The organism is Mycoplasmopsis lipofaciens ATCC 35015, assembly GCF_000686585.1.
Classification (GTDB): Bacteria; Bacillota_I; Bacilli_A; order Mycoplasmatales; family Metamycoplasmataceae; genus Mycoplasmopsis; species Mycoplasmopsis lipofaciens.
The window spans coordinates 42002-61067 of sequence record NZ_JMKY01000005.1 but is presented as its reverse complement, the minus strand read 5'-3'; the positions used below and the strand labels follow the sequence as shown (position 1 = coordinate 61067).

Annotated in this window: 13 protein-coding genes; 10 read left to right on the top strand and 3 right to left on the bottom strand. The window is 24.5% G+C overall.

The annotated features are described in order from the left end of the window. The first annotated feature begins 6 nt into the window (after positions 1-6). From T388_RS0101870 to T388_RS0101860, 3 genes are all read left to right on the top strand, one after another. A complete protein-coding gene (locus T388_RS0101870; RefSeq protein WP_051586190.1) occupies positions 7-1332 on the top strand; it encodes a C1 family peptidase in 1326 nt (441 codons plus the stop codon). A 90-nt stretch (positions 1333-1422) separates the two neighbouring features. Beyond that, a complete protein-coding gene (locus T388_RS0101865) occupies positions 1423-2376 on the top strand; it encodes a hypothetical protein (protein ID WP_027120636.1) in 954 nt (317 codons plus the stop codon). Between the two features lie 4 nt (positions 2377-2380). Then, positions 2381-7066, top strand: a complete 4686-nt coding sequence (locus T388_RS0101860; protein WP_027120635.1) for a lipoprotein 17-related variable surface protein — start codon at positions 2381-2383, stop codon at positions 7064-7066. Between the two features lie 85 nt (positions 7067-7151). Here the strand turns inward: T388_RS0101860 and deoC are convergent, their stop codons facing one another. From deoC to deoD, 3 genes are read right to left on the bottom strand one after another with little or no spacing between them, the layout of a single operon-like run. Further along, positions 7152-7820, bottom strand: a complete 669-nt coding sequence (gene deoC, locus T388_RS0101855; protein WP_036456856.1) for a deoxyribose-phosphate aldolase — start codon at positions 7818-7820, stop codon at positions 7152-7154. Positions 7821-7833: 13 nt separating this feature from the next. Then, on the bottom strand, positions 7834-9129 hold the full coding sequence (locus tag T388_RS0101850) for a pyrimidine-nucleoside phosphorylase (RefSeq protein ID WP_027120633.1): 1296 nt from the start codon (positions 9127-9129) through the stop codon (positions 7834-7836). Between the two features lie 6 nt (positions 9130-9135). Then, positions 9136-9846, bottom strand: a complete 711-nt coding sequence (deoD, locus tag T388_RS0101845) for a purine-nucleoside phosphorylase (RefSeq protein ID WP_027120632.1) — start codon at positions 9844-9846, stop codon at positions 9136-9138. Positions 9847-10097: 251 nt separating this feature from the next. On the opposite strand from deoD, the gene pfkA reads away from it, so the two are divergent. From pfkA to T388_RS0101810, 7 genes are all read left to right on the top strand, one after another. After that, positions 10098-11087: a 6-phosphofructokinase gene (pfkA, locus tag T388_RS0101840; protein WP_156930247.1), complete on the top strand. Its 990-nt coding sequence runs from the start codon at positions 10098-10100 to the stop codon at positions 11085-11087. A 228-nt stretch (positions 11088-11315) separates the two neighbouring features. Then, the gene (gene asnS, locus T388_RS0101835) at positions 11316-12668 is read left to right on the top strand and encodes an asparagine--tRNA ligase (protein WP_027120630.1); all 1353 of its coding nucleotides are present in this window, start codon (positions 11316-11318) and stop codon (positions 12666-12668) included. Positions 12669-12677: 9 nt separating this feature from the next. After that, a complete protein-coding gene (locus T388_RS0101830) occupies positions 12678-13688 on the top strand; it encodes a glycosyltransferase (RefSeq protein WP_027120629.1) in 1011 nt (336 codons plus the stop codon). After that, on the top strand, positions 13678-14340 hold the full coding sequence (locus tag T388_RS0101825; protein WP_027120628.1) for an RDD family protein: 663 nt from the start codon (positions 13678-13680) through the stop codon (positions 14338-14340). Before T388_RS0101830 ends, T388_RS0101825 begins: the two co-directional genes overlap by 11 nt. A 19-nt stretch (positions 14341-14359) precedes the next feature. Next, complete coding sequence (locus tag T388_RS0101820) at positions 14360-16543, top strand: ATP-dependent helicase (protein ID WP_027120627.1); 2184 nt, start codon at positions 14360-14362, stop codon at positions 16541-16543. Continuing rightward, positions 16543-18162, top strand: coding sequence for an MHO_4530 family protein (locus tag T388_RS0101815; protein WP_027120626.1), 1620 nt, complete (start codon positions 16543-16545; stop codon positions 18160-18162). Before T388_RS0101820 ends, T388_RS0101815 begins: the two co-directional genes overlap by 1 nt. A gap of 23 nt (positions 18163-18185) precedes the next feature. Then, positions 18186-19061 (top strand): DegV family protein, encoded by an 876-nt coding sequence (locus T388_RS0101810; RefSeq protein WP_027120625.1) that lies wholly within the window; start codon positions 18186-18188, stop codon positions 19059-19061. The last annotated feature ends 5 nt before the right edge of the window (positions 19062-19066 follow it).

Here is a 19066-nt window from a genome sequence, read left to right as displayed (position 1 = left end):
TAAAAAATGAATACAATTAAAAAAACAGATATAACAAAATTTATAAAAAAATATCAAAATAAAATTGAAAATAAAGTAATTGAAAATGCAATAAGCAAAAATGGAATTGAAAATGCAACATTCAATAATGATGTTAATAGATTTCATAATTATGAATTTTCAATTCAAACTACTAAAGCAGGAATGACTAATCAAAAAGCAAGTGGTAGATGTTGAATATTTGCTGCCTTAAATGTTATAAAAACAGACATTTTAAAAGAATTAAATGTTGAAAATTTCGAATTCTCACAAAATTATCTTTCATTTTGAGATAAATTAGAAAAAGCAAACACATTTTTAGAATTAATGATTGAACACAATGAATTAGATTATAATGATCGTTTAATAACATCTTTTGTGGATTTTGCAAGTGAAGATGGTGGTTATTTTGAATGAGCTGCAGATTTAATAAATAAATATGGTGTTGTTCCTAAAAGTATTATGAATGAAACATTTACATCAGAAAACACTGATACATTAAATCAAATTATTAAAGGTCATTTATTTTCAACTATAAAAAGATTTAAACAAGCTTTTAGTGAAAATAAATCACTAGAAGAAATTAGAAAAATTAAATTAGATTCACTAAATGTTGTTTTTGATATGTGTGTTAAAGCATTTGGAATGCCAATAGAAAAATTTGATTATGAATATCGTGACAAAGATAAAAAATTTCACAAATTATCAAATATGACACCATTAAAATTTTTAAATAAATTTGTTAAAAAAGATTTAAAAGAAATGGTTAATATTGGACATGACCCTAGACCAGAACATAATTTCAATACATTAATTAAAACTAAATATTTTAAATCTGTTGTTGAAGGTAAAACATTTGAGTTTATTAACACTGATATTAACGATATAAAGGAAGCCATTATTGATTCATTAAAAGCAAATGAACCTGTTTGATTTGGTTGCGATGTTGGAAAATTTAGTGATCGTAATAAAGGAATTATGGATACAGAAATATTTAATTTCACTGATTCTCTTAAAAATTATGATGAATTGTCAAAAGCAGATAGAATAAATTTTAGATATTCTGCCGCAACACATGCGATGACATTTGTAGGTGTAGATTTAGATGAAAATAATAAACCTATAAAATGAGAAGTTGAAAATTCATGAGGAGAAAAAAACGGACAAAAAGGATACTTTTCTATGAGTGACAAATGATTTGATGAATATGTTTTTGAAGTAATCGTTAATCAAAAATATATTAAATCAAGTATTTTGAAAGAAGCTTCTGAAAAAGAATCAATTGTATTGGAACCTTGAGACCCATTGGCATAATTAATATTTTATAAAAATATAAAATTATGTTATCGTGGTATAATATATCAAAACAAATATATAAATATATAAAACAACAAAGAGGTTAATATGAAAAAAAATAAAAAAATATTTACATTAGCATTAGCAACTAGTACGATAGCACCGGTTGCTCTTGTTGCGTCATGTAATTTTCAAAAAGAAAAACCTAAAAAGCCTATGATTAATGTAGAACCTAAAACCAATGGAAGTATTGAATATCAAGCAGTTAACGAATTAAAAGCTCAAGTTCATGAAGATTTTAATAGAATTGATATCAGTATTTTAAGCCCAGAAAAACAAACTGAAATTCAAGAAGTTATCAAACAATATGCAGATTCAATTGCAACACAACTAGGTAAAATTGAAAACACTGCATTAATGAATATTAGAATAATGGTTAGTTCAAAAGAAGATCAAGAGAAAATTGCAAGATCATACAATAAAGTAGCTTTAAAACTAAATAGTGTTTTAGCTGGTATAATGGATTCAGCTATAAAATCATATGCTGAAAACAATACAATTAATAATGGTTTAGCTTTTGTTAAAAGTGAATTAAATGGACGTAAATTGACAGAAATTAAAAACGAACTTATCGAGATTTATGAAAAAAATAAGGATAGTGCTTTAATTATTTCAAATTCTTCTTTTGACTCATTAAGAGATAATGATATAACTAAGAATATACCTATTTTAGATACATTTATTAATGAAATGAAAGCACATTATGTTGCAGCTGTTAATGAAATTGGTCAAAAAGCTAGAGAAATTGAATTAAGCGATGTAGAAAACACTGGACATAAAGCTGTTTTAAATAAATTTAAAGAACTATTAGTTACATTTAAAAACGATGCCGTAGCTAAAGCTAGATCTATTTTAACAAATAAAGATGATTATAATGCTGTTAGAAGTGTACTAAAAAGTAAGTATATTTCATTAGAACAATCTGTTAGTGAAAGTATTGAATTATTATTAAAGAAAACTCAAGAACTTGCAACATTATTAGACGATCATTTTAAAGCATAAGTTTATGAAAATAAATAAAAAAAGAATAAATAGAAAAAGAATAGCTTTAACTCTTTCACCAGCTATTTCTTTTTCTATTCCTTTGGTTTTTTTATCAGCAAGTTGTTCTGTTAATAAACAAGACATACACACTAAACCTAAACCGATTGAACCAACAGCAGAAGAAAAATTAAGACAATTACATAAAAAAAATCAAGACGAAGCTAATAGACTTTTAGAAAACACCGAAATTTCAATTAAAGACGAATTTAAAAATAATTTACCTTCAACAATTCAATATCAAAATCTAATAATAAATAATAATTCTAATAATGATAATATTAGATTTCAAATTAAATCAATGGATAAAAATGATGTTTTAGGTACATTAACTGTTAACTATTACTATAATTTTGAAGTTCAGAATAAAACATTTAAAACTGAAGTAAAAAATAAAGTATTTAATTTATTGACTTTAAAAGATGAGCTGAATACAAATTTAGACAAAATTATTGTCGAAAATCAAAATAATAATAGTAGCAATGAATTACCATCTAACTATATGGATAATTGATTTTTGTTTAAAAATCTTAATCAAAAATATACATTTCATAAAGAAATAGATAAAAACAATGATTTAGGTTCTATAACAATTCAATATTGATATGAAACAAAAGAACAAGACCAAATAATTAAAAGCGAACTAAAAGAAAAAACGTTTAATGGATTTTTAACTACCCTTTTAGATAAAAAAAATAAAACTCAAAATATGTTAAATTCGTTTATAAAAAATATAAAAAAAATTGATATTCTAGAATCTATAGATAAAAATAATACATTAGCTAGCACAATAAAAAATTCTGATATTCAAAATAATGATGCAAAATATTCAATTTTAATTGAACAATTAAATCCTAACGATGACAATGGCGAAATTGAAATAACATTTAAATTGCAATCTAAAGAATATCCAGAATTAATAAGTGATACTGCACAAACTTTAAAAATTTCACATTTTTTAACAAATGCGCAAATTAGAGCAAGAAGACGAGAAGAAATAAAAAATATGTTAAATGCATTTTCAAATCAATTAAATTTTGATTATCGTGACAGAAACAATAAAAATAGTATCTTGCCTTCATTAGTTTCAAAAAATGATATATCATTAACAAATTTAGCTTTATTACCTAGCGATACTATTTATGAAATAGTGGAATTAACAAAAAATAATGATCAAGGTAATATCATAGTCACATTTTTAATAAAAAAAGACAATAGTGAATTAGGTACAATAATTAGTGATAATCATCAATGTACAATAAATGGTTTTTTAACAACTATTGAAAATGAAATTAATCTTGAACAAAACCGTTTAATTAATTTACAAAATGATTTGCAAACAATTAATTTAATTAGTAAAAACGCTAACGAATTTCTTCCATCAGAAATTGTAGAAGAAGATTTTAATTTAAATTTAAATGATGCAAAAATAGTTGTTGAAGAAATGAATCCTAATGATGAAAAAGGTCAAATCAAAATAAAATATCACTTAATTACTACTAAAAATGAAAATCATTTAGCTAATTTAAAAACCAATAATGCAAAAGAAATAATTTTAAATGGATTCTTAACAACTAATCAAAGAATCAATCAATTAAAAGAAGAAGCTAAAAATCAATTAGATACTAAGCTTGAAAATGTAACAATTACTCTACAAAACCTTAAAAATCAATTACCTTCATTTTATAACAGTCTTTCACAATTTGAAACAACAAACATAGATGAAGAAACAATTGTTGAATTTCAACCAAATGACGAACTGGGTAAACTAATAATAAATTTAAAATTTACTAAAAATGATTCTGAATTAGGAGTAATAAATAGTAAAAATAAAGAGTTTGTCTTGGAAGGACTTAAAACTAAATTAGAACATGATAGGGAAGTGGAACAAGAACGTTTAAATAAAATTTTAGATGAAACTAATACAATTCTTTTAAAAAATAAAACAAAGAATTCTGTTAGACCATCTGAAATAGATATCGACAATGATTTTAGTACTCAAAAAAATAATTATAATATCGTAATAAATAGCCATGAAATAAATAATGAAAATGGTACCATTTCATTATTGTTCCATATACAATCTTCTAAATCGGGAGAATTAGCAGATATTGTCACTAGAGAAAAAACAATTTTAATTGAAGGTTTTCAAACTAATAGTCAATGAAAAGAAAAAATAAGACAAAGTGAAAAAAATAATTTAAATGATTTGATAAATCAAATGAATTTATCAAATATTCAATTGGATGCTTCTATTGACAAATCATCATCCTTACCAAGTTCAATTCAAAAAAATAATATAACTTTTAATCATGGTTTAGGCCAAGAGTATGATGTTATATACAAAATACAATCTAATGATGATTTAGGACAACTTTTAATTCTTTTTAATCTAAAAAAACATAATGATTTAATTAATGAAGATATTGAAAGTATTCAAAAATCATTGACAATGAATCAGTTTGAAACAACTGCTCAAAATGAAATTAAATTAGAAACAGAAAGACTTAATGGAATATTATCAGAGAATGAATTTGTAACAATTGATAATTCTCAAGCAAACATTTTATTACCAAATGAATATCAAGCAAATAATTTCGCAGTGCAAAATGTACAAAATGCTTCAATAACTAAAAATATAATATCAACTGATAACGAAAACGGTTCATTAACAATTCGTATCACATTAACTTCTACTAAAAATGATAATAGTAAGGATACTAGCGTATATAAAGATTTTGTTTTCAACAAATTATTAAATAATGAAACAAAAAGACTTAATGAATCTGTTAATTTAATTACATATAAATTAGTGGATGAAATCCCAGAATCAATTTCAGATCATATAAAATTCAACAATTATTATAATAATAACAAAACTGAACAATTTGTAATTTTTGAAAATTTACCTAACGATAGTCTTATTGAAATTGTTAGTTTTCAAGCATCTAAAATTTCAAAATCAAACTATAAATTAGAGTTTTCTTATAAATTAAAATCTACAAAACATGGAAAAGAATCTAATTCATCACAAATACTAAATAAGACCATTGATTTAAGTAGAGTTATAGTAACAAATCAATTGAAAGAATTTTTAAATTCATTGCAATGACAATTTAAAAATTCTAAATTAACAGACAAAGAATTGACGTTTGCTGATGAAATAAACAATGGTAATGTTAATGATTTTATATTTGTAACCGGATTAGATAATGATATTAATGCTATTTTTACAGTTAATAGCACAAATAGAGATGAAGGGACAGTTAATTCAACTGTAGTATTGTCTAAACAAGTAAATGGTGAAAACGTTTCAGTATCAGGAGAACAAATAATTGAGGGATTTAGAACAACATCATCATATGCAAAATATGAAAAAGATGTTAATGAAGAAAAAAACCGCTTAAATTCTCTTCTAGATGAAGCTAAAATTTTAAAAGATCCTGAAACAAATGTTCCTTTGGATGAAAATATTGTAGTTCAAGAGGAATTAAAAGTTAAAAAAGATTTAGGTCCTGAAAAACAAGCGAAAATAAAAATTATTTCAACATCAATAGAAAATTCTAATGAAGAAAATTCTAATTTTGTTTTAAAAGTTAATTTTATTTTAGAAAGTACGAATCCTAGATTTAAAAATGTATTTTCAGATTCAGCTACAGTAAATCTAAGAAATTCTAAAAATAATACAAAAATGATAAATGAAAAAATTGATAGTATAATTTCTAAACAAAAAACACTTTTTTTAAGTGATATAGATGAAAAAATTGATAATTGAGTCTCAACCAAAATTCAAAAAAACGATTTAAAAGAAATATCAAAACAAAAAATAAAAGAATATTACAAAAAAGCATATGACGATTTTGTTAAATTTAAGGAAAGTATTTTAAAAAATGCTTATTTTAAATATTTTGGTTTAAATTCTACAACTGAAGAAATTGCTAATAGTTTAGATTTGATTTTTGTTAATACTGAAGAAAAACTTTTTGATTTTTTTAAAACAGGAATCAATTCAACATATAGCAAATCACCATGAACTTGATGAATTCTAGGAACTATAGAAGTTGGAAAAAGAATACTAATTCCAAATCTAGTAAAACCTTATTCACAAGAATTATTTCAAACAGTAATTTCTCAACAAAATAACTATAGAAAATTAATGAATCTAGAAATTGATAAAATAAAAAATTCTGAGTTTTTTTCTAATTTTTCTAATACTAATTTACTAGTAGATGATACTAAAAAAGAATTAAACTTAATTTCTGATGAAGTTTTAGATTATTATCAAAATTTAGATTGAAATCTTTTAATTAATGGATCTCCTTCATTTCGCCCAAATCAAAAAGGATTAATTGATAGACATATTGTTGAACCTAATTCAAATAAACCTATAGGTGGAGGGACTTTTGGAAGAAGATATTTAGCAACTAATTTAGAAAAAGTTATGAGTACAGATATTTATAATGAAAATCTAAAAAATACAATTTTAAAACTAAAAAATAAATACAACTTAACAACAGATCAAGAAAATGAACTAAAAAAACGTGTTGAAATTGGTATACAACCCTTGTTATATACAATTAATCAATTTTCAATTTTTTTAAAAACATATATTTTTACAGAATTAGTTTACAAAATACATGATATTGTTTAATTTTATTTAAATTCATTTTAAAACAATTACAAAAAAAGAACACATGCTAATGATATGATGTGTTCTTTTTTAATATTTTATTAAATTAATAACCCTCAGTAGCTTGCTTATCCTCAACAATTGCAACTGATCTTGATGTACCAAAACGATTAGCTCCCGCCTTCGTCATATTAATCATATCTTGTTTATTGCTAATTCCACCGGCAGCTTTAATTAATAATGCATCACCACAAACTAATTTCATAATTTTAACATCTTCTAATGAAGCTCCACGAGTTGAAAATCCAGTTGATGTTTTGATAAATTCAGCTCCTGATTGCATTACAATTTCTGTAACTTTTTGTACTTCTTCAGTAGTTAATAATGCAGTTTCAACAATAACTTTTAGAGTAGTATTACCACAGGCCTTTTTAACTGTTTTAATATCATTTAAAACATATGTATAATCGCCTTCTTTCATTTTTCCAATTTGAATAACCATATCAATTTCATTGGCACCTAATTTAATTGCTTCTTGTGCTTCAAAAGCCTTAGTTTCTGAGGTGCAAGCACCTAATGGAAAGCCAACAACAGAAGTAATCCCTATGTTAGTTCCTGTTAATTTTTCTTTACAATAACTTACTCAAGAACTATTTACACAAATAGTTTTAAAATTGTATTTTTTAGCTTCATCTATCAATTTATCAATTTCTTTATGTGTAGCTTCTGGTTTTAAATATGTATGATCTATCATTTGATTATAATCAATTTTCATTTTTTCTCCTTTTTTAACTCATTTTAGCTAAAATGATTTTATTTTCTATTTCATTTTTATTTATTTTATATGCATTCTTTAATTCATTTACAAGATTTACATCTATTTGTTTAGATGAAAACAAGGTAAATAATAAATCTCCTTTTTGAACTTTATCATTAGTTTTTTTATTTAAAGTAATTCCAGCCTCAAAATCAATATTTGCTTCTTTGGTTTCGCGACCTGCTCCTAATTTCATTGCAACTATACCAAATGATAGACTATCAAAAATTTCTAAATAACCATCATTTTCAGCAAAAATTTCTAATTTATATTTAGGATTTCAAAAATCTTCAGATTTTAATTTTTTAACATCTCCACCTTGTAAATGAATAAATTCATAAAATTTATCTAATGCTAAACCATTGTCAATAACTTCTTTAACTTTTTTTATGCCATCCTCATAACTATCAACAATTTTAGCTTGCATCAACATTGTGGCACTAGATGAATAAACCAATTCTGTAAAATCTTTTGGTCCTTTACCTTGCAATGTACGAATAGCTTCTAAAACTTCATTTTTATTGCCAATTTCTTTACCTATTGGACGATTCATATTAGTAATTTCAGCACGAACATCCACATTTAATTCCTTACCAATATTTATCATTGTTTGTGCTAATTCTTTAGCTTCTATTTCATTTTTCATAAAAGCACCATTACCGCATTTTACATCTAATAAAATTGCATCTGCTCCTGTTGCTAATTTTTTACTCATAATACTTGAAGCAATTAGAGGAATAGATTGAACACAATTTATCACATCACGTAAAGCATATAATTTTTTATCAGCGGGAACTAGTTTATCACTTTGTCCCATAACCGCTATTTTATAATTTTTCACTTGCTCTTTAAATTGTTTTTCACTCAATTCAACGCGAAAACCAGGAATAGATTCCAATTTATCAATTGTACCCCCTGTATGTCCTAAACCTCGACCCGACATTTTAGCTACAGGTGCATTGCATGCCGCAACAATTGGCGCAATAGCTAATGTTGTTTTATCTCCAACTCCTCCAGTAGAATGTTTATCTACTTTTATTCCCGGTATTTCATCTAAATTGATAATATCTCCTGAATACATCATTGTTTTTGTAAAAAATGCTAATTCATCATTTTTCATGCCATTAAACATAACAGCCATTAAAAATGCTGACATTTGATAATCAGGTGTTTTTCCTTGTACATAACTATTTATAAGAAATTCAATTTCTTCATTAGTCAAAGATTGTTTTAATCTCTTTTTTTCAATTAAATCTACTATACGCATTTTTGCCTACTTTGCCATAGCTAAAGCTATTTTCATCATATTTGTAAATGCAGTTTGTCTTTGTTCAGGACTTGTTTCTTCATGCGTAATTAAATTGTCACTAACTGTTAATAAACACGCTGCTTGTTTATTAAGTTTCTCAGCATTTGTAAATAAAGCGTAAGTTTCCATTTCAACACATTTTGCTTGTGTTTCTTTAATTCTTTGCTCTAATGGAATAGCTGAATAAAATACATCTGATGAATGAGTTCTACCCTTTTTTAAATTAATATTCAACTCTTTTGCTTTTTCTTCTAATTCAGCATTTAATTCTTTTGAAGGATAAGCTAAATTGCTTGCATTTTCATCATTTAAGACTAATTTTCGGTATGATGCAGAATCTGAATATGACTCAGTAACTAAAAAAGTTTCATATAATGCTAAATCTTTATCATAAGAACCTGTTGTACCTATTCTAATAATTTTGTCTACATCATAAAAATTAAATAATTCATACGAATATATTCCAATTGATGGACAACCCATACCGCTTCCAGCTATTGTAATTGCTTTACCTTTATATGTTCCAGTATACATAAACATATTTCTAACACTATTAACTTTTTTATATCCAGGATCTAAAAAAGTTTCAGCAATAAATTTTGCTCTTAAAGGATCTCCTGGCATTAAAACTACTTTTGCAATATCTTCTTTTTTGGCACTAATGTGTGGTGTCATAAATTTACCTCCTAATTTTTATAAAAATACTAATAGAAATCTGATAAGGTGAGATTTAGGTAATATTAGTTTTAAGTTTTTTTATTAATAAAAACTATATGATAATTTTATCATAAAAACTATATCGTCTCGTCATCAGATTAATAAAAGTAAAGTATTTAATTAAAATTTTTAATTTTTAAATTAAAATACAATAAAGTTAAAGATTAATAAAACTTATATTAAAAATCAAATTAGAAATGAGGTTTGAAATGATTAAAAAAATTGCTATTTTAACTTCTGGTGGCGATGCGCCGGGAATGAATAGTGCTATCAGAGCTATTGCAAAATCAGCAAGAAGCGAAGGTTTAGAAGCATACTTGGTTTTTGAAGGATACAAAGGCTTATATTATGATAAATTTATAAATTCTACTGAAATTGATTTAGACTATCAAAACTCACGTGGCGGGACATGTATTTATTCATCAAGATTTCCTGAATTTAAAGATCCAAAAGTTAGAGAAGTTGCAATAAATAATCTTAAAAAAAGAGAAATAGATGCTTTGGTTGTAATTGGAGGTGATGGTAGTTTTAGAGGAGCTCAATTGCTTCATGAAGCAGGAATTAAAACAATAGGGCTACCCGGAACAATAGATAATGATATCACTTCAAGTGACTTAACTATCGGTTTTGATACCGCATTAAATGTTGTTGTTGATGCTATGGATAAGATTCGTGATACAGCATCAAGTCAAAAAAGAATTGTGGTTGTTGAAATTATGGGAAATAAATGTGGAGATTTAACACTATATGGAGGTTTAGCAGCAGGTGCTGAAATAATTTCAACTAGTGAAAACAAATTGTCAATTGAACAAATTTATGAAGATGCTAAAAAAATCACACAAACAAAAAACAAAGATATTAGAAGTATAATTATAGCTGTGAGCGAAAAGATGTATGACTTAAAAGAATTAGTCGACAAATTATCAACTATCGAAGGTTTCGATACAAGAGCAAATGTGTTAGGCCATATTCAAAGAGGCGGAAATCCAAGTGCACAAGAAAGAGTGTTATCTAGCATGTTTGGAATGAAGGCTGTTGAATGCTTATTAAAAAATGAATCGGGAATTGTAATTGGAATTTTAAATAATGAAATAACTACTTTGCCTATTCTTGAGGCTTTATCAATTAATAGGGAATCAAGAATAAAAAAAGCCGCAGAACTTGCTAACAAATTTAATAAATTAAATAAAATTAAATAATAAAAATCCTCATTAAATTTAGACCAATTTATTTTGGTCTATTTTATTTTTTAAAAATACAATAAGGTAAATTGAATTCAATTAAGAACTTTTCTATATATATTAGACATTTATATCTATATATATGTTAAAATTATTATTATTACTTTTTAATAATAATTATCAATTTTGATTACTTTTTTCAAAGATAATGTTATTAAAATTTTTTATGTTTTTATAGAGGTGAATATGAAAGAAATTGAAATTAAAAAAATTTTTAAACAGATAGAAAAATTTGAAAATCAAGAGTTAGAAATAAAAGGCTGAGTAACCGCGAATAGAGGAAATAAAAAAATTCGTTTTATTGCTATAAATGATGGATCTACTGTTGAACACTTACAAATAACATTTAAAGGTAACTTTGATTTTGACTTATTAGATCAAATTCACTTGGGCGCAGCACTTTATGTTAAAGGAACAATTGTTTTAACTCCACAAGCAAAACAACCTGCTGAATTATTAGCTAATGATTTTAAATTATTAAAAGATGCTGACTTGGACTATCCAATTCAAAAACAAGCCATTAATTTAGAAACATTAAGAGAAATTCCTCATGTTAGACATAGAACAAATTTATTACGTTGCGCAATGTTAATTCGTTCAACATTAGCATTAGAAATTCACAATTATTTTAATAAAAATGGTTTTTTATATTTTAATGCGCCTATAATAACTTCAAATGATGGTGAAGGTGCAGGAGAAACATTCTTTGTAAATGATGGAACAAAAAATCCATTTTTCGGTTCAAAAAAAGTTACATTAGGAGTAACCGGACAACTACATGCGGAAAGTTATGCACTTGGATTTAAAAAAGTCTATACATTTGCACCAACATTTAGAGCTGAACATTCAAACACTAAAAAACATGCTGCTGAATTTTGAATGGTAGAACCTGAAGTAGCATTTTATGATTTAAATGATGATATAAATCTTGCTAATGACTTATTAAAAAATGTTATTAAAAATACAATTGAAAAACACCCCCAAGAATTTAAATATTTAGTTGAAAATGTAGATAAAAATTTACTTAATAGATTAAATAATTTTATAAATAGTGGTCTTAAAATTGTTGACTATCGTGATGCTATTAAGATGCTTGCTGAAGTTAAAGAAAATTTTGAAGAACAAGATATTAAATTTGGTCTTGACTTAGGCACTGAACACGAACGTTATTTATCTGAAAAAATATTTAATGGTCCTGTTGCCGTTATTAATTTCCCCAAATCTTTCAAAGCCTTCTATATGCATCAAAATGATGATAATGAAACAGTTGCAGCATTTGATTTATTAGTTCCAGGTATTGGTGAACTAATTGGTGGTAGCCAACGTGAAGTTAGATATGAAAAATTATTACAAAGATCTAAAGAAATAGGTATTAGTCAAGAAGAATTACAGTGATATTTAGATTTACGTAGATTTGGTGATAGTGGTTCAGCTGGATTTGGGATTGGATTTGAAAGATTAGTTATGTATGTTACAGGCATTGATAACATTCGTGATGTTATACCATATCCAAGAACAAGTGGAAATATAAAAATGTAAGGAGTAGATATGAAAATTTCAATTATTTCACCTTCAATAAATTCTTCAAAAAATTTATCTAATTTGCTAGAAGGATTAAAAATTCAAAATAATCAAGATTTTGAAGTAATTTTGGTTTTATCATCAGCATCTAAAAAAATGTATTCTATTCTTGAAAAAAATCTTCAATTCTTTGGCTCAAGATTAAAATTTATAATAAATGATAAACGTAAAAGTACTCAAAGCGATATTGTTTGTGCTTTTCATATGGTTAAAGCTTCTTATGTACATATAATGTTTTCTAATAATACACTCAGACCATATTTTGTTCAAGAATTAATTAAAAATCTTGACGAACATAAACCTGATGTATTTGAATTTAAACCTCGTCTTGTAGGTACTTTTAGATGAAAACCTCATGCTAGATTAGAGTCTATGAAATTATATAAAAAAGATAAAAATCCAGAGTTTATCGCTTATAGTTTCCCATTTATTTTTAATAAAATATTTAAAAAATCATTAATTTCACAATTTATAAAACACAAACCTAAAGAAACAACTGACACCAAATTTTGTTTAGAATTAACATATTTTTTATTAATCAACGCTCAAACATATGTTTATGATGACAGAAGAATCGTTAGAGAGTTTATATCATCAACAACATGATTAAATCCAATTAATTTTATTGGAGAGTTTAAAATTATTGAAAACTTTCTAAATGTAAATAATATTAAACTAAATCAAGAGTTAGATTATGCACGAATTTATTTCTTACAAATATTTTTAACAAGCCTATTAGATTCCTGAAAATTTAGAATTTTAGGTGGTTTCGGCGTAATAAAGGATCGTATTAATTACAATGAAAAAAGAACAGAAAAATTTATTAATGATTTATATAAATATTTAGAAAAAGCGCATAACGAAGAGCAATTATTTTTTAATACAAATATTTACATTCACAAAGATAATCAAGAAACTAAAAAATTAATATATTTACCGCCTAAATCGGAATGAAAAGACATTATTAATGATTTATAACAAATTTATACATAAAAATATATCTTTTTGATATCGTTTTTTATTGAATTTAATTGATTTTAGTTTATTTTTAATCTTAATTACTATTAATTATTGGTTTTTGTTTGTTAAAAACGCTAACAATCATTATAAGGAATTTATAACTTTTAATTTAATAAGTATAACTATTTGTTTAGTTTTATTTTTATTAATACCGTTGGTTTTTCAAGGAAGAACAATTGGTATGATTGTTTTACAGACACAACTTCTTTATGACATAAAAAATAAAAATAATTTTTACAAAACAATACTCAAAAAAAGTATTATTACTTGTTTTTATTACATTTTTATAATAATAATTTTAATTATATTAATATGACCAAAAGATATAGATGAATTTAAACAAATAACAAATAATATTCGTTCAAGTAAGAATTTTAAATTAATAATGACAAATAGATTAATTTACACATTATCAAGTATTTGATTTCTATTAATAGCAATTCATTATGGAATGTTAATAGTTCGAAAAGATAATAGATCATTATTCGATTTTATTTCTGATAGTAGAATTGTTTATCTTAAACACTTTGAAATTAAAAAAATTATAAATAAACAAAAATTAATGCCATTTCGTCACAATAACAATAAATATGAATTTATAGATAGTTAAAATAAACAAAAGGAGAATTATGAATAAAGTACAACAAATATTATTAGAACTTAATGCTGATCAAAAAGAAGCGCTATTGTATTTTGATGGACCATTGCGTATTATTGCTGGTGCTGGTAGTGGTAAAACACGTGTTTTAACTCGGAAAGTTGCCTATTTAGTTAGCGAATTAGGAATACCTTCTAATCGTATTTTAGCTGTTACCTTTACCAATAAAGCAGCTAACGAAATGAGTGAGCGTGTACGTCAATATACCGGAGATGAAACAGATAATATAGAAATATGTACTTTTCACTCTTTGTGTGCCAAAATTTTACGTAAAGAGGCTCTGCACTTAAATTTAAGCAATGATTTCCAAATTATTGACGAAACAGATAAAAAAACTATCTTAAAAAATATTTATAAACACTATGGCATTGTTTCACAAGAAATGTCATATAAAAATTTAATTAAAATTATTTCTTCTGCTAAAAACAATAATTTAGATAAAAATGAATTAATAAAAGAATTAGATAAAAATGACCCTGAAGGTAAAATACCCAATGAACGTATTGGATTAATATATGAAGAATATAACAAATATTTAATTAATCATAAAACATTAGATTTTGACGATCTTATTATTAAAGTAAAAGAATTGTTTGATAATTTTCCTGAAGTTGTTAAGATTTGAAGTTCTAAATATTCATTTATTTTAGTTGATGAATTTCAAGACACATCAAAAATGCAATATGAAATTGTTAAATATTTGACCTCAAATAATGCGCAGCTAACAATTGTTGGAGATCCCGACCAAACAATTTATAGTTGAAGAGGAGCAGATGTTAATTTAATATTAAACTTTGCTAAAGATTTTAAAAATTGCAAGACTGTAATTTTAAAAACAAATTACCGTTCATCACAAACCATCTTAGATGCTGCTAATAAACTAATTAAATACAATAAAAAACGTTTTAGTAAGGACTTAGTTACTTTAAACGATGTTGGAGAAGAAATTGAATTCACTCATGCTTTTAGTGCTGAAGCTGAAGCAAGATGAGTTGTTCAAAAAATTAATGAATTAAAAAAGAAAAAAATACAATTGAAAAATATTGCAATATTTTATCGTTCAAATTATTATTCACGTCCATTTGAAGAAGAATTGATTAAAGAAAACATTAATCATAAAATTTTTAATGGACAAAAATTCTTTCAACGTCGCGAAGTTAAAGATGCTTTATCTTTTTTAAGAGTTATCTATGATGGTTCTGATATATCATTAAATAGAATTATTAATATCCCAACACGAAAAATAGGCGAAAAAACACTTGACAAATTGAATGCATTTGCTAAAGAAAAATCTATGACTTTACATAATGCTATTCTTAAACATATTAAAACTATTCCAATTCCAATTGAAACTAAGAAAAAATTAGTTTCATTATTTAATTTATTCTTAAAATATAGAAAAGCTTTAGATACAAATTCTATAGCCTTAGTATTAGAAAAATTCTTAGAAGAAGTTAAATATTTTAAATATATAGAAGATGATGTAACATTACGTGGCACGGGCAGTGACAATATTTATGAATTATTACGTTCGATAGAGAACTGAGAAAAAAATAATAAAGATAAGGGAATTAAAGAATATCTAGAAGCTGTTTCGCTACTTTCAGCAGGAGATGAATACGATAATGCAACAAATTATGTTACGCTAATGACTGTTCATTCAGCCAAAGGGTTAGAATTTGATAACATTTTTTTAGTAGGCATGAGTGATTACATTTTTCCAAACACACATGCATTAAAATCTGATAATGAAGAAGCATTAGAAGAAGAAAGACGGTTAGCATATGTTGCTTTAACAAGAGCAAGAGATAGACTATTCATTAGTGATAGTAGAGGATTTTTAATTGGAACTAATCATAAAAAAAATCCATCTCGTTTTATTAGCGAAATGGGAATTGATTTAAAAAATTATATAATCAAAGAAGAGACAATAAATATTGATTATTCTGAAATTACAGATGAAAAAAAATTAAGAGCTATAAATAAAAACATTTTAGTAGGAGATGTAATAAGTCATACCTATTTCGGTGAAGGTACAGTATTACAAGTTAATGATGATACCATAGATGTTAGATTTGTAAATTCTCCACAAATTAGAACTCTTGCTAAAAACCATGATTCAATAAGACTATTAAAAGATAAAGGAATCAACTAATGAATATATACACAATTATTTTAATAATACTTTTATCAATTTTTAGTTTATCTCTTATTTTCTACTTATCATATATATTTAAAAGGATGTATACCATTAGAGCATTTAGCACAAATGGTTTAGCTATTTTTAAAATTGATTATAACCAAAAAATTGTTGTTAGATTAAGCAATAAAAAAATGAGCGGAAGTCTAAATTTTGATTCACTTAGAGAAGGTATTAAAATAAATGATTATGTTGATTTTAATGATTTTCTTTCATACTTTGATAAAAATTCTCAAAAAGAAATAATAAAATTTTTAGATGATAAAAAAAACAATGCTGAAATTATTTGTAAAATGAGTGATAAAGGTATTAAAACTAATTCATTACAACGAATTTTTAAAAATAAATTTATAAATTTCAAAGATGTTAATCTAAAATTAAAATTTTATTTATTGGACGAACAACCAAATAACTATGTTTGTGTGATACATTGAAAATTTAAAAACAAAACTAATAGAATTCATAGATTTAAAACTATTAAATCTGAAAACGAAATTGTTAAAAAGACCAAGGGCAAATTTTTTTTGGGTTATGCATTATCAATTAATTCTTTATTTTATGTTGATAAAATTACAGAAAGTGATTTAAAAAAAATTACAAAAATTCTTGATATTCAAAAATATAAAGGTTTTTTATATGTAAAAAATGGAATTTTAAATATTTTAATAATCGTAAAATCACAGAACAGATTAAAAAAATATATTAAACATTCATTAGATATTATGGAATATATCTGTAAAAACAATATCATTAATCCATTTTTCAATAAATATTCTATTTTAACTTCTAAAGGTTTTGAAAAAAAGAAATTTATTCAAGAATACAATGATAAATGTAAATATTTAATTCACAATTTAGAAAACAATAAAGATTCAGCATTATATTCCACTTGATTTTTAGACAATAATGTTCACCTAGAAAATTTTGAAAAATATTTAATTAAAGTTAATGATTATGAAAATAAAAATAATTTTCAAAAATTTATAAAAGAAACTATTGACATTAATTTGTTTAAAAAAAATAAACCTTCAAATATAAAAATTTTAAAAAATATAATATCGGGTTTAACTGATGAAGATTTTAATTTTTTTAAAAATATTCCTTGATATAAGTTAATTTATACAAAAAAATGAAATAATTTCTTAATCGAGAGTTGTGGAACAAAAGAACAAATTATTTTAATTTCGAATGAATACGACTTGTATAATAATATACAAAATTACACCCGAAAAAACACTATTTTAATGGTAAATGTAAATGAAATAGATTTTGACTATCATAATATTGATGATGCACTCGACAACATTATTGACAAAAGCATTAAAATAGGTTTTTACATTGAAAAAATAGATGAAAAATTAATTAATTATATTAGTAATAACAAAATTAATACGTTTATAATCGGTAAAAACATTTCAAGTAAATTTCAATATGACTCTTATACTTATTTAAAATTATTTAATTTAATAAAAATAATTAAAAATATCAAAAATTCCTTAGTTATCTATGAAGGGTTAGATGAAAAATTAGATGATTACTTTATTAAAAAACTAAACATTGAGTATAATTATTAGAATAATTAAAAGGAGGACAAAGAATGAAAAAAATAGGTTTTATTTTTGATTCATTTATTAGTGAGCAAAAAACAGAATTAGACAAAAAGGGTTTTGGATATTTTCCGTTTAGATGTATTTTAGATGAAGTAGAATATGAAGATGGTATTGATTTAGAAAAAGAGGAATTACTACATAAAATTGATAAATCAAAAGACGTTAAGACTTCATTAGCTAGATATTCAACAATGGAGGAAGTTATTTCAAAAATGACTAAAGAATACGATGATGTTTTATACCTCCCAATTGGTCAAAATTTATCTTCATCTAGTTCAACAGCGCAAACATTTAAAAGAGAATTTTCTAACTTTCATGTGTTTGATAATGGTTGAGTTGGAAATCAATATAATTATGTTGTAGATTATGCAAGAAGAATATATGAAAAATATCAAGATATAAATGTTGTTATAGAAAAATTAGTAGAAATTAAAAATAAATCTATTTTATTTGTCCTTCCTTTAAATATTAATTACGTAATAAATGGCGGAAGGATTTCTAGTTTTAAAAAAGTTTTATTAAAAACTGTAGCAAAACTAAAATTAAAACCATATATTAAATTCTATAATGGTTCAGGTAGTACGGGAGGAATTGCAAGAGGTGTTAAAAGCGCTATTAACCAAATGCTAACCAAAACAGCCGAATTTGCTAATGTAGAAATAAAGGATTTAAATAAATATTATAATGTCGATTTTATTTATGGTATTGACAAAGAATTTACAAAGCAAGTAATTGATTTGTGCGAGAAACATGGTGTTAAATTTGATTCTCAAACTCTAAATACATCAACAATTGCAATTCATACAGGTCCAGAAGCTATTTGTTTTAGTATAATACCTAAATTAAAAAATAAAGAGATATAAAAAAA